11 protein-coding genes are annotated in these 13729 nt (G+C 64.1%); 7 read left to right on the top strand and 4 right to left on the bottom strand.

Going from position 1 to position 13729, the window contains the following annotated elements:
* The first annotated feature begins 151 nt into the window (after positions 1-151).
* From ABIE20_RS27415 to gcvP, 4 genes are all read left to right on the top strand, one after another.
* The gene (locus tag ABIE20_RS27415; RefSeq protein ID WP_429508685.1) at positions 152-1774 is read left to right on the top strand and encodes an ABC transporter permease; all 1623 of its coding nucleotides are present in this window, start codon (positions 152-154) and stop codon (positions 1772-1774) included.
* A 121-nt stretch (positions 1775-1895) separates the two neighbouring features.
* Positions 1896-2978, top strand: a complete 1083-nt coding sequence (gene gcvT / locus ABIE20_RS27410) for a glycine cleavage system aminomethyltransferase GcvT (RefSeq protein WP_429508684.1) — start codon at positions 1896-1898, stop codon at positions 2976-2978.
* Positions 2979-3025: 47 nt separating this feature from the next.
* Complete coding sequence (gene gcvH / locus ABIE20_RS27405; protein ID WP_429508683.1) at positions 3026-3409, top strand: glycine cleavage system protein GcvH; 384 nt, start codon at positions 3026-3028, stop codon at positions 3407-3409.
* A gap of 79 nt (positions 3410-3488) precedes the next feature.
* Positions 3489-6362, top strand: a complete 2874-nt coding sequence (gcvP, locus tag ABIE20_RS27400; RefSeq protein ID WP_429508682.1) for an aminomethyl-transferring glycine dehydrogenase — start codon at positions 3489-3491, stop codon at positions 6360-6362.
* 90 nt (positions 6363-6452) lie between these two features.
* Here the strand turns inward: gcvP and ABIE20_RS27395 are convergent, their stop codons facing one another.
* The 3 genes from ABIE20_RS27395 to ABIE20_RS27385 form a co-directional block, all read right to left on the bottom strand.
* Positions 6453-6770: a DUF2388 domain-containing protein gene (locus ABIE20_RS27395; RefSeq protein WP_429508680.1), complete on the bottom strand. Its 318-nt coding sequence runs from the start codon at positions 6768-6770 to the stop codon at positions 6453-6455.
* A gap of 91 nt (positions 6771-6861) precedes the next feature.
* Positions 6862-8532: a GspE/PulE family protein gene (locus tag ABIE20_RS27390; protein WP_429508679.1), complete on the bottom strand. Its 1671-nt coding sequence runs from the start codon at positions 8530-8532 to the stop codon at positions 6862-6864.
* Between the two features lie 85 nt (positions 8533-8617).
* Complete coding sequence (locus ABIE20_RS27385) at positions 8618-8938, bottom strand: hypothetical protein (RefSeq protein ID WP_429508677.1); 321 nt, start codon at positions 8936-8938, stop codon at positions 8618-8620.
* Between the two features lie 125 nt (positions 8939-9063).
* On the opposite strand from ABIE20_RS27385, the gene ABIE20_RS27380 reads away from it, so the two are divergent.
* Positions 9064-9534: an Lrp/AsnC family transcriptional regulator gene (locus ABIE20_RS27380; protein WP_123565204.1), complete on the top strand. Its 471-nt coding sequence runs from the start codon at positions 9064-9066 to the stop codon at positions 9532-9534.
* A gap of 3 nt (positions 9535-9537) precedes the next feature.
* On the opposite strand, the gene ABIE20_RS27375 is transcribed toward ABIE20_RS27380, so the two are convergent.
* The gene (locus ABIE20_RS27375) at positions 9538-10905 is read right to left on the bottom strand and encodes an inorganic triphosphatase (protein ID WP_429508674.1); all 1368 of its coding nucleotides are present in this window, start codon (positions 10903-10905) and stop codon (positions 9538-9540) included.
* Between the two features lie 126 nt (positions 10906-11031).
* Between ABIE20_RS27375 and argE the strand changes: the two genes are divergently transcribed.
* Entirely contained in the window at positions 11032-12189 is a 1158-nt protein-coding gene (gene argE / locus ABIE20_RS27370) for an acetylornithine deacetylase (RefSeq protein ID WP_429508672.1), read from the top strand.
* A gap of 115 nt (positions 12190-12304) precedes the next feature.
* Entirely contained in the window at positions 12305-13603 is a 1299-nt protein-coding gene (gene argA / locus ABIE20_RS27365) for an amino-acid N-acetyltransferase (RefSeq protein ID WP_429508671.1), read from the top strand.
* The last annotated feature ends 126 nt before the right edge of the window (positions 13604-13729 follow it).

Below are 13729 nucleotides of genomic sequence, written 5' to 3'. Positions count from 1 at the left end.
CTCCCGCGGATTTTCTTGCGGGGGCGGGCCCTTTCGCGCGCGCGGGTGGGGGGGCGCCGGGCCGCCTTGTTTTATCACAACCACATCCTTTTGGCGGGGGCCCCCCCCCCGCTCCCACAGAGCCTGTGCTTCTACATAGAGATTTTTCCTTTTGGCCCACCCCGCCCAACGCCGCTGGTACCCACTGGTCTTCATCATCGCCGCCCTGGTGCTGCTGCCCCTGAGCGTGCTGCTGTTGTCCTGGCAGTCGGTCGACCTGCAGATCTGGTCGCACTTGCTCGATACCCAGATGAGCCGCCTGCTGGGCAACACCCTGACGCTGATCCTCGGTGTCGGCATTGGTGTGACGGTGCTGGGCGTGAGCCTGGCCTGGCTCACCAGCCTGTGTGAGTTCCCCGGGCGGCGCTGGCTCGACTGGGCCTTGATGCTGCCGTTCGCGATTCCGGCCTATGTGCTGGCGTTCGTGTTTGTCGGCCTGCTCGATTTCGCCGGCCCGGTGCAAACCCTGCTGCGCGAGTGGTTCGGGCCCATGCGTTTGCCACGGGTGCGCTCCACCGGTGGGGTGATAATCGTGCTGGTGCTGGTGTTCTACCCCTACGTCTACCTGCTGGCCCGTAACGCCTTCCTGGCCCAGGGCAAAGGCCTGATGGAAGCGGCGCGGGTCCTGGGGTTGTCGCCGTTGCAGGCATTCTGGCGGGTCGCCATGCCCATGGCGCGGCCGGCGATCGGCGCCGGGGTGGCGCTGGCATTGATGGAAACCCTGGCTGATTTCGGCGCAGTGTCAGTGTTCAACTTCGACACCTTCACCACTGCCATCTACAAGACCTGGTACGGATTCTTCAGCCTCTCCAGCGCCGCGCAACTGGCCAGCCTGCTGTTGCTGGCGGTGATGCTGGTGCTCTACGGCGAGCGCCGGGCCCGTGGCGCGGTGCGTGGCAGCAACGAACGGCCACGTGGCAAGGCGTTGTATCACCTGCGGGGCATCAAGGCCCTGGTTGCCAGCAGTTGGTGCCTGCTGGTGTTTGCCTGTGCCTTCGTGGTGCCGATGTTGCAGTTGCTGGTTTGGTTCTGGCAGCGCGGCCGTTTCGACCTCGACGAGCGCTATGCCGGGCTGATCCTGCATACCCTGTACCTGGGCGCCATGGCGGCGCTGATCACCGTGTGCGTTGCTCTGGTGCTGGCATTTGCCCGGCGCCAGGCGCCGACCTCGGCCATCCGTGCCGGCGTCGGCCTGGCCAACCTGGGTTATGCCTTGCCCGGCTCGGTGCTGGCGGTGTCGATCATGCTGGCCTTCAGCTACCTGGATAACCAACTGGTGGTGCCGCTGTCCAGCTGGCTGGGCGGCGCCGGCAAGCCGTTGCTGCTCGGCAGCCTGTCGGCGTTGTTGCTGGCGTATCTGGTGCGCTTCATTGCCGTGGCCTACGGCCCGCTGGAAAACAGCCTGGGACGGATTCGCCCGTCCTTGCCGGAAGCTTCGCGCAGCCTGGGGGTCAGTGGCCCGAGATTGTTTTTCAAGGTGTATCTGCCCCTGCTGGTGCCCGGTGCGATGAGCGCGGCGCTGCTGGTGTTCGTCGACGTGCTCAAGGAAATGCCGGCAACCTTGCTGATGCGCCCCTTTGGCTGGGATACCCTGGCGGTTCGGGTGTTCGAGATGACCAGCGAAGGCGAATGGTCGCGGGCTTCACTGCCGGCGCTGACCCTGGTGCTGGTCGGCCTGTTGCCGGTCATCGGCCTGATTCGACGTTCGGCCCGCCACCCCGGTCAAACGCGCTGAGGGTGTAAGCCTGCGAGCTTGCAGCTACAATGCGCGGCATTCGCTGCGGCCGGTCCTACAGACCGGGTAGCTGCAACGCTGCCAGCCGCCGTAGCCTCGCCACGCCCGGAAGGAGAAACCCATGGGACAGCGTACGCCTCTTTATGACCTGCACTTGGCCCTCGGCGCCAAGATGGTCGATTTTGGCGGTTGGGATATGCCCCTGCATTATGGCTCGCAGGTCGAGGAGCACCACCAGGTGCGCCAGGCCTGCGGGGTCTTTGATGTATCCCATATGACCGTGATCGATATCCGCGGCGCCCAGGCTGGCGTCTGGCTGCAGCATGTGCTGGCCAATGATGTCGATCGTCTGCACGCCACCGGCAAGGCCCTGTACAGCACCATGCTCAACGAGCAGGGCGGGGTGATCGACGACATGATCGTCTACCGCTGCGAAGACGGTTACCGCCTGGTGGTCAACGCCTCGACCCGCGACAAGGACCTGGCCTGGATGCAGGCGCGCATGATCGGTTTCGAAGTCGAATTGAGCGAGCGCCCGGAACTGGCCATCCTTGCCATCCAGGGCCCGCAGGCGCGGGAAAAGGTCGCCGAACTGGTAACCGCCGCACGCGCCGCTTTGATCCGTGAACTCAAACCCTTTGAAGGCCTGGCCGACGGTGACTGGTTCATCGCCCGTACCGGATATACCGGTGAGGACGGCCTGGAAATCATCTTCCCGGCGGTTCAGGCCCCGGCATTCTTCAACGACCTGGTCGGCGCCGGTATCGCACCCAGCGGTCTTGGTGCGCGCGATACCTTGCGCCTGGAAGCGGGAATGAACCTGTATGGCCAGGACATCGACGAAGCCCACACGCCGCTGACCTCGAACCTGGGCTGGAGCATCGCCTGGGAGCCGGCAGCGCGTGACTTCATCGGCCGCAAAGGCTTGCTGGAAGAAATCGAGCATGGTGTCGAGCAGAAACTGGTCGGCCTGGTGCTCGAAGAGCGCGGCGTTTTACGCGCCCATCAGGTGGTGCGTGTCGCCGGGATTGGCGAAGGTGAGATCACCAGTGGTAGTTTCTCTCCTACGCTGAGCAAATCCATTGCCCTGGCGCGGGTGCCGATGGCCACCGCCGATCGTGCCGAGGTGGAGATTCGCGGCAAGTGGTACCCGGTGCGGGTGGTCAAGCCGACCTTCGTGCGCCATGGCAAGATCCTGATCTGAACCCAATTCTGGCGGGCCAACCGCTGACCCAATCGAGGACAACAATTATGAGCAATATCCCCGCCGACCTGCGTTTTGCCGAAAGCCACGAATGGGCCCGGCTGGAAGCCGATGGCACTGTGACTGTCGGGATCAGCGACCACGCCCAGGAAGCCCTGGGTGACGTGGTGTTCGTCGAGCTGGCGGAAATTGGCAAGGTCTTCGCTGCCGGCGACGCGGCGGGCGTGGTCGAGTCGGTCAAGGCCGCTTCCGATATCTACGCACCGGTCAGCGGTGAAGTGATCGCAGTCAACGAAGAGCTGGCCGACAGCCCCGAGTCGCTGAACAGCGACCCGTACGCCAGCTGGATCTTCAAGCTCAAGCCAAGCGACAAGGCCGAGCTCGACAAACTGCTCGACGCCGCGGGTTACAAAGCCGCCATCGGCGAATAGTTTCACGCAGGCGGCAATCTCTTCCTAGACTCAATATGCCTCGAGCGCTCGAGGCTTGGTCGAGGAAGAGAGAGCCGCTATGTCCCAGTCGCCGTCCCTGAGCCAACTGCAAGACCGCAATCCTTTCCTGCGTCGCCACCTGGGCCCCGATGCCTCGGAGCAGCAGGCCATGCTCGCCACCCTCGGAGTTGGCAGCCGCCGCGAGCTGATCGAACAGACCGTGCCGCCGGGCATCCGCTTGAACCGGCCGCTGGACTTGCCTGAGGCCCTCGATGAACAGGCCGCCCTGGCCAGGCTCAAGGGCTACGCTGAGCAGAACCAGGTGTGGACCAGCCTGATCGGCATGGGTTATCACGGCACCATTACCCCCACCGTCATTTTGCGTAACGTCCTGGAAAACCCGGGCTGGTACACCGCCTATACCCCGTACCAACCGGAAATCGCCCAGGGCCGCCTGGAAGCCTTGCTCAATTTCCAGCAGATGATCATCGACCTCACCGGCCTGGACCTGGCCAACGCCTCGTTGCTCGACGAAGCCACTGCAGCGGCGGAAGCCATGGCCCTGGCCAAGCGCGTGGCCAAGTCGAAAAGCAATGCCTTCTTCGCCGATGAACACTGCCACCCGCAAACCCTCTCGGTGCTGCAGACCCGCGCCGAGGGCTTCGGCTTTGAACTGATCGTCGACGCTGTGGATAACCTCGCCAACTACAAGGTGTTCGGGGCCTTGCTGCAATACCCCGACACCCATGGCGAAGTGCGCGACTTGCGGCCCCTGATTACCCAGCTGCATGCCCAGCAGGCGCTGGCCTGCGTCGCTGCCGACCTGCTGAGCCTGGTGATGCTGATGCCGCCGGGTGAGCAGGGCGCCGACGTGGTGCTGGGCTCCTCTCAGCGCTTCGGCGTGCCCATGGGCTTTGGAGGCCCGCATGCCGCATATTTTGCCTGTCGCGACGAGTTCAAGCGGGCCATGCCCGGGCGCATCATCGGCGTGTCCAAGGATGCCCGCGGCAACACCGCGTTGCGCATGGCCCTGCAAACCCGCGAGCAGCATATCCGCCGCGAGAAGGCCAACTCCAACATCTGCACTGCTCAGGTACTGCTGGCCAACATCGCCGCATTCTATGCGGTGTACCACGGCCCGGAAGGCTTGCAGCGCATTGCCCAGCGCGTGCATGCGTTGACCTTCGTGCTGGCTGCGGGCCTTGAGAGCAAGGGCATCAAGCGCCTCAATGAGCACTTCTTCGACACCCTGACCCTGGAAGTCGGCGGCAGCCAGACGGCAATCATCGAGAGCGCCGAGGCGGCGCAGATCAACCTGCGGATTCTTGGGCGCGGGCAACTGGGCGTGAGCCTCGACGAGACCTGTGACGAAACCACGGTCATGCGCCTGTTCGATATCTTCCTGGGTGCCGACCACGGCCTGGATATCGCCGCCCTGGATGCCCAGGCACAGCCCGAGGGCATTCCGCCGGCATTGGTGCGGCGCTCGGCCTTCCTCAGCCACCCGGTGTTCAACCTGCACCATAGCGAAACCGAGATGCTGCGCTACCTCAAGCAGCTGGAGAACAAGGACCTGGCGTTGAACCAGTCGATGATCCCGCTGGGCTCGTGCACCATGAAACTCAATGCCAGCAGCGAGATGATCCCGATCACCTGGCCGGGCTTTGCCCTGTTGCATCCCTTTGCGCCCGCCGCGCAAGTGCAGGGTTACAAGGCGATGATCGACGAGCTGGAAAGCTGGCTATGCGCAATTACCGGCTTCGATGCTATCTGCATGCAACCCAACTCCGGCGCCCAGGGCGAGTATGCCGGGTTGATGGCAATCGCCAAGTATCACCGCAGCCGCCATCAGCCCCAGCGCGATATCTGCCTGATTCCGGCCTCGGCCCATGGCACCAACCCGGCCTCGGCGCAAATGGCCGGGATGCAGGTGGTGATCGTCGAGTGCGACCAGGCCGGCAACGTCGACCTGGCCGACCTCAAGGCCAAGGCGCAGGCGGCCGGCGACAAGCTGTCGTGCCTGATGGCGACTTATCCATCGACCCACGGCGTGTATGAGGAGGGCATCAGCGAGATCTGCGAAGTTATCCACACGCACGGCGGCCAGGTGTACATGGACGGTGCCAACCTCAATGCCCAGGTTGGCCTGGCGCGGCCGGCGGATATCGGCGCCGACGTCTCGCACATGAACCTGCACAAGACCTTCTGCATTCCCCACGGCGGTGGCGGCCCGGGCATGGGCCCGATTGGCGTGCGGGCGCACCTGGCGCCCTTTGTCGCCAGCCACCCGGTCGTCCCGCTACCCGGCCCCGACCCGCAGAATACCGCAGTCAGCGCCGCGCCCTGGGGCAGCGCGAGCATCTTGCCGATCAGCTGGATGTACATCGCCATGATGGGCCCGCAGCTGGCCGATGCCAGCGAGGTGGCGATCCTCTCGGCCAACTACCTGGCCGAGCAGTTGGGCGGCGCCTTCCCGGTGCTTTATCGCGGGCGCAACGAGCGTGTGGCCCATGAATGCATCCTCGACCTGCGCCCGCTCAAGGCCCTGACCGGCATCACCGAGGAAGATGTGGCCAAGCGTTTGATGGATTACGGCTTCCATGCGCCGACCATGTCATTTCCGGTGCCGGGCACCCTGATGGTCGAGCCGACCGAGAGCGAGTCGAAGGCCGAGCTGGATCGATTTGTCGAGGCGATGCTGAGCATTCGCGCCGAGATCCGTGAAGTGCAGGAGGGTAACTGGTCGGCGGAAGACAACCCGCTCAAGCATGCGCCGCATACGCTGGAGGATGTGCTCGGGGTGTGGGAACGGCCCTACAGCATTGCCCAGGGCGTGGCGCCCAGTGCCCATGCGCGGCAGCACAAGTATTGGCCGGCAGTGAATCGCGTCGACAATGTGTATGGCGACAGGAACCTGTTTTGTGCCTGTGTGCCGGTGGATGACTATCGTTGAAGCCGTCGCCGGCATGGCCGGCTCCCACAAGGGTCGATACCAGACTTGGGAGCCGGCCTTGCCGGCGATCGATGGCGAAGCGGTCGCAGCTTACTCGCTGGCTACCGCATTCCTGGCCAGGATCGCATTGGCCAGTTCCATGTCGCTGACTTTCAGCTCCGGGTTGTCGGCGCGCACTTTGTGCATCGCCGCTTCCAGGTACGGGCCGCGAATCGCGCCTTCGCTGGCGACGTAGCTGCCGGCATCATCCTGTGCTGCCACAACCAGTTTGTGATCCTTGAAGGTCAGGTAGGTGGAACCGGTGGTCGCACCGGACGAGATGACGTTGCGCCAGAAGGTATCGGCCATGGCAGAACCAACCGGCAGGGACAGCAGGGCGAGGGTTGCGACTGCAAATTTGAGACGCATCGGGGGTGACTCCAACTGAGGTGAATTGGGGGCTTTGATCGGATTTAGGCAAATCTAGTTCCCTGAGTGGGTAAAAGCTTTGGTGAGCGCTTCAGGCCGTGACGCGAAGTACTTCAGCCTGGGTTGTCAGCCCTGCTGCAACTTTATCCAGGCCACTTTGCTTGAGGCTCTTCATCCCTTCGCTGAGCGCCAGCTGGCGCAGGCTCGGCAAGTCAGTGTCCTGTTCTATGAGTGACTTGAACGCTTCGCCCATGCTCAGCAATTCGAAGATCGCGCTACGGCCGTGATACCCGGTCTGCCGGCATTCCCGACACCCCAGCGGCGCTCCCTTGCAGTGCTTGCACAGGGTGCGCAGCAGGCGCTGGGCCATGACCCCGATCAGGCTGGCTTTGAGCAGGTAGGGCGCAATGCCAAGCTCGAGCAGCCGGGTGATGGCGCTGCAGGCATCATTGGTATGCAGGGTCGAGAGCACCAGGTGCCCGGTGAGGGCGGCCTGGATCGCCACTTGTGCGGTTTCCAGGTCGCGTATTTCGCCGATCATGATGACATCCGGGTCCTGGCGCAGCAGGGCGCGGGTGCCGGCGGCAAAGTCGAGGTCGATGGCCGGTTGCACCTGCAGCTGGTTGAAGGCCGGCTCGACCATCTCGATCGGGTCTTCGACGGTGCACAGGTTGATCTGCGGGGTGGCCAGGTGTTTTAGGCTGGCGTACAGGGTGCTGGTCTTGCCCGAGCCGGTAGGCCCGGTAACCAGGATGATGCCGTGGCGATGGTCGAGCATGGCCAGCCAGCGCTCGAGGTCGGCGCCGTCCAGGCCCAGTTGGGCAAAGTCCTGTTGCAGCAGCTGTGGGTCGAAGACTCGCAGCACCAGCTTTTCACCGAAGGTGGTCGGCAGGGTCGACAGCCGCAGTTCGACCTCTGCGCCGCCTGGCAGGCGGGTTTTTATCCGGCCGTCCTGGGGCCGGCGTTTTTCTGCGACATTCATGCGCCCCAGGCTTTTCAGGCGGCTGACCACCGCCAGGGTCACTGTTGCCGGGAACTGGTAGACCGGATGCAGCAAGCCGTCGATGCGAAAACGCAGCTGGCCCTGCTCGCGGCGGGGTTCAAGGTGGATATCGCTGGCGCGCTGCTCGAAGGCGTACTGCAACAACCAGTCGACGATGCTGACGATATGCGCATCGTTGGCTTGTGCTTCAGGGCCGCTGGCGCCCAGCTCAAGCAACTGTTCAAGATTGCCCGCCGCGATTGGTGTCGACTGCTGCTGGCTGGCGCCGCTGACCGATTGTGCGACCTGGAAAAACGTCTGGCTGAGCTGGCGGATCTGCACCGGGCTTGCCAGTACGCGCCTGATCGGCCGTTGCAGCACCTGGGCCAGGTCCGTTTCCCAGGCGCGTACATAAGGTTGTGCGCTGGCCACGGTGACGCCGCTGGCATCGGCGGCCACCACGAGGATGCCGTGGCGCCGGGCGAAGCTTGCGGACATCAGGCCGGTGAGGCGGGCGGGGTCGATCTCCAGTGGATCGATACGCAGGTAAGGCTGCCCGGCCTCCCTGGCCAGCCATTGGCAGAGGGTATCGAGGTCCAGGCGTTGGCCGGGATTAATCAGGTCGGCAAGCTGCCGGCTGGCGATCCACTCCAGCGGGTGCTGGTCGTGCTGGACAGGTGGGCAGTTGTCGCGATCAGCCGTGTTGATGCGCTGCTCGGCCACCAGCTTGTCCAGCAGGGTATTCAGGTCTAGCCAGCGATCTTCGCTGAGGTTGTGCATGGCTGCGGGCTTCCTTGCCGCGCCACCGACAGTGGTGGCCTGAGCAAGGGTAGCCGTTGGGGCGGAGCTTCCCCGTGAACAAGGGTTACCAGGCTTTTCCGGCCGCGCTCAACTGCACTTCGGTCACGTAAATCAGGTTGCGCATTTTTTGTGCAATCAATTCGGCGCGATGCCAGCTCAGGCCGCTGATGCCGATCTCGATATTGAGCAGGTCATCCTGCTGCTCAACATTCACTCGATGCGGTACCAGGAACTGCAGGGCAAACAGGTTGAGCACCCGGCACAGGCTGTCGGGTTCGGCTTCGACCTGCAATTGGTAACAGACATCGCTGTGCGCGTTGTTGGCGGCCCAGACATCGTGGCGCAAGGGCGTAAGGGGGCTGTCCAGCCGTTCGAGAGCGCTCATGGGATTCTCCGCAGAAAGTGGAGAAATTTTTACATGCAGGCCGGGGTATTTCTTCTCTATGATCGTGAGATATTGCGAACAATTGAATAGATCAATTCGCAACTGATGACTTTGGAGAAATAATCATGCATAGCGAGTTGGACGCCTATGACCGCCGCATTCTGGCTTTGTTGCAGGAAGATGCCTCGCTCTCCAGCGCACAGATCGCTGAGCGTGTAGGCCTGTCGCAGTCACCGTGCTGGCGGCGCATTCAGCGTCTGAAAGAGGAGGGGGTGATTCGCGCCCAGGTGACCCTGCTCGATCGCAAGAAGATCGGCCTGAACACGCAGATTTTCGCCGAGGTCAAACTCAACGCTCACGGGCGTTCCAACTTCACCGAGTTCACCGAGGCGATCCGCGGTTTTCCGGAAGTGCTGGAGTGTTATGTGCTGATGGGCGCAGTGGATTTCTTGCTGCGCATTGTCACCCCGGACATCGAAGCCTACGAACGGTTCTTTTTCGAAAAGCTGTCGATGGTGCCGGGGATCCAGGAGGTCAACTCGACCGTGGCCTTGTCCGAAATCAAGTCCACGACGAGTCTGCCGGTGTTGCCTTGAGCCTTACTTGCGCAGCAAGTGCTTCCAGCCGCGGCTCTGGAACACGGCCATGGCCTGGTGGACGCGTGCTTCGAGCACTTCGTCGCTGATCGGCAGGTTGGCCAGTTCATGCAGCTTGTTAAGCTCGCCGTACAGGCGGTCCAGGTCCGGGCTTTCCAGCACCTGGCGGGCATGATGCAGCCAGGCCAGCAGGCGCTCGATACGCGGCAACTGCTCGGCCAGGTCTTCCGGTTGGCGATGGTACAGCGGCAGGTTGAGGGCCTTGGCTTCTTCGGCCAGCAGCACGTTCAGCCAGTTGGCCAGTTGTGCGGCGCCCTGGCGGTCGCCGCGCTTGTTGCGCTCGACGGTCCAGGCACGGGCCAGCAGCCAGCGTGAGGTCTCCAGGGAGAACTGGCCCCAGCGGGTTTCGAGCAGTTCTTCGGCGAACTGCTCGGGCGCTGCGCGGCGTACATCTTCGTCGTCGGCACCGGCGAGCACCAGCGGGCGCCAGTCTTCGAGCAGGGCATCGAGGCTGTTGCGCAGCTCGCGGGTGCTGGCGCGTGGGCCGGCCTGGCCGAGGCTGCCGGCCAGGGCGCGCAGCTCCCAGAGGTTCTCGACCCAGTCTTGCAGCAGGCGCCAGTGACCGTTGAAACGGTACTGTTCGGCCAGGCGCTGGCTGCTGCCGAGCAACTGCCAGGCGAGCGCGGCGAAGGCGTCGTCGAGGGTCATCTCGGCGTTCAGTTCGGCAGCGGGCAGGCTCAGGGCGTAGCTGCCGGCGTCGAGCAGGCGGTAGCCGCGCTCAGCCTTGCTGATGTCGCACGGCATCAGCGGCAGCTTGGCTGACAGTTCGGCGGCCAGCTCCAGCAGGGCTTCGGGGGCGCCTTCGCGCAGCTCGAGTTCCAGCTCGCAGATTTCTTCCTTCTGCTTGCCGGCGACCACGGTGCCGAGGTCCAGGGCGGCTTCGATCACCACCTTGGCCTTACCGCGGCCCCAGGCGATTTCGGCGTATTCACGGGTGAAATCGGTGGTGAACAGCGCCTTGATGGTCTTTTTGTCGACATCGGCCAGTTGCTCCGGCCAGCACTCGGCGTCGAGCTTTTTCAGGTCGAGCTTGGCTTTGGGCAACTGCCACTCGAACTCGTTGCGCTGGGACAGGCCGGCGACGCTCTGGCCGCGGGTCTTGAGGGTCTGGATGACCACATCGCCGTCGCGGCGCAGGCGCAGGGCGACCTTGGCGGCGGCCAGGTCGCGCTCCGGGGTGTCGAAGTACTGGTTGAGCAGTTCGCGGCTTTGCCACCCGGACTTGTTGCGCTTGTTCAGCAATGGGTGTTCACGCAGGGCGGCGAGTGTCTCGCGGCTGACCCGCAGTTTGATTTCGGTTTCTTTATGCATTGCTGGGTAATCCAGGCTCGAATGACAGGGAGCGTCTTGGGGGTGCAGTGTACAGGAGTCGGCTCGCGGCGGTTTATTCCCGGTGCCGGATGGCCCTATGATGAGCTTCGCCCAAGGAGAAAGCGCATGCCGTTGCCATCGCTCAAAGAGCAGTTCGCCGCCCTGATCGCCGCGCCATCGGTCAGTTGTACCCAGCCGTTGCTGGATCAGTCCAACCGCGCGGTGATCGATCTGCTGGCCGGTTGGCTGGGGGACCTGGGTTTTGCCTGCGACATCCAGCAGGTGACCCCGGGCAAGTTCAACCTGCTGGCGAGCTACGGCAGCGGCCCGGGCGGCCTGGTGCTGGCCGGGCACAGCGACACCGTGCCTTACGATCCCGAGCTCTGGCAGACCGACCCGCTCAAGCTGACCGAGGTCGACGGCCGCTGGGTGGGCCTGGGCAGTTGCGACATGAAGGGCTTTTTTGCCCTGATCATCGAAGCCGTGCAGCCGTTGCTGGCGCATGACTTCAAGCAGCCGCTGCTGATTCTCGCCACCTGTGATGAAGAAAGCTCGATGGCCGGGGCCCGCGCCCTGGCCGAGGCCGGCCGGCCCCTGGGCCGTGCGGCGGTGATCGGCGAGCCGACCGGGCTCAAGCCGATCCGCCTGCACAAGGGGGTGATGATGGAGCGCATCGACATTCTTGGACGCAGCGGCCACTCGTCCGACCCGAGCCTGGGCCACAGCGCCCTGGAGGCCATGCACCAGGTGATGGGCGAGCTGATGAACCTGCGCCGGCAGTGGCAGCGGGAATACAACAATGCCCAGTTCAGCGTGCCGCAACCGACGATGAACTTCGGCTGCATCCATGGCGGCGACAACCCCAACCGCATCTGCGGGCAGTGCGCCCTGGAGTTCGACCTGCGCCCGCTGCCGGGCATGGACCCTGAAGTGCTGCGCAACGCCATCCGGCACAAACTGGCGCCGCTGGCCGAGCAGCACCAGGTGCGCATCGACTACGCGCCGCTGTTCCCCGAGGTGCCGCCGTTCGAGCAGGCCGCCGATGCAGAACTGGTACGGGTAGCCGAACGTCTTACCGGTTATCGCGCCGAAGCGGTAGCCTTTGGCACCGAAGCGCCTTATCTTCAGCGCCTGGGTTGCGAGACCCTGGTATTGGGCCCCGGCGACATCGCCTGTGCCCACCAGCCGGGCGAGTACCTTGAAATGTCACGCTTGCAGCCTACTGTGCGTCTATTGCGTGAGTTGATCGAACATTATTGCCTCAGCCCGGTAATTGCCCGCTGAGCTGAACCGTTTTGCAGAGGAGATTGCGCGTGACGCCAAGCCTGTTCCGACGATAACCCTTCGAGCGCTGTGTGCTTTCCCGTTCTTGTCCCTATTTTCTACAGGCTCTCCGGTTATGCCCGAATACGTCAATTGGCTGCGTCACGCTTCGCCTTACATCAACGCCCACCGCGACTGCACCTTTGTGGTCATGCTGCCCGGTGACGGCGTCGAGCACCCCAACTTCGGCAATATCGTTCACGACCTGGTGCTGCTGCACAGCCTCGGCGTGCGCCTGGTGCTGGTCCACGGCTCGCGCCCGCAGATCGAAAGCCGCCTGGCGGCCCGCGGCCTGACTCCGCACTACCACCGCGGCATGCGCATCACCGATGCGGCGACGCTTGAATGCGTGATCGATGCCGTTGGCCACCTGCGCATCGCCATCGAGGCGCGCCTGTCGATGGACATGGCCGCCTCGCCGATGCAGGGCTCGCGCCTGCGCGTAGCTGCCGGCAACCTGGTTACCGCGCGACCGATCGGCGTGGTCGAAGGCGTCGATTACCACCACACCGGCGAAGTGCGCCGGGTCGACCGCAAAGGCATCAATCGCCTGCTCGACGAGCGCTCAATCGTGCTGTTGTCGCCGTTGGGCTATTCGCCCACTGGCGAGATCTTCAACCTGGCCTGTGAAGACGTCGCTACCCGCGCCGCCATCGAGTTGGGCGCCGACAAGCTGTTGCTGTTCGGCGCCGAGCGCGGCCTGCTCGACGAACAGGGCCGGCTGGTGCGCGAGCTGCGTCCACAGCAGGTACCAGCGCATCTGCAGCGCCTGGGCAGCGATTACCAGGGCGAGCTGCTCGATGCCGCCGCCGAAGCTTGCCGGGGCGGCGTGGCGCGCAGTCATATCGTCAGTTATGGCGAAGATGGCGCCTTGCTCACCGAGTTGTTCACCCGCGACGGTGGCGGCACCCTGGTGGCCCAGGAGCAGTTTGAGAAGGTCCGTGAAGCCGCGATCGAGGATGTCGGCGGCTTGCTCGACCTGATCAGCCCACTGGAGGAGCAGGGCATTCTCGTGCGCCGTTCGCGTGAGGTGCTGGAGCGTGAGATCGAGCAGTTCAGTGTGGTCGAGCGCGAGGGCATGATCATCGCCTGTGCGGCGCTGTACCCGATTGCCGACTCGCAAGCAGGCGAGCTGGCGTGCCTGGCGGTGAACCCGGAGTATCGCCACGGCGGTCGCGGTGACGAGTTGCTGGAACGGATCGAGACGCGGGCGCGGGAGATGGGGCTCAATACCCTGTTCGTGCTGACGACGCGCACGGCGCACTGGTTCCGCGAGCGCGGTTTTGTGCCCAGCGGGGTAGAGCGGCTGCCGGCGGCGCGGGCATCGCTGTACAACTACCAGCGCAATTCGAAGATTTTCGAGAAGGCTTTGTAAGGCATCGCGGGTCAAGTCGGGGGGGGGGGGCGCCCCCCCCCCCCCCCCCATGTGTTTGTGGGGGGGGGGGGGGGGCGGGCGCGGCAGGGCCGGCGGGGCGCCCCCGCCACAACCCCCGCGGTGGTG

The organism is Pseudomonas sp. 2835 (assembly GCF_050435905.1).
In the GTDB taxonomy this organism is placed as follows: domain Bacteria; phylum Pseudomonadota; class Gammaproteobacteria; order Pseudomonadales; family Pseudomonadaceae; genus Aquipseudomonas.
Note: the sequence above shows the minus strand (reverse complement) of the source record. Positions and strands in the feature narration are given on the sequence as shown.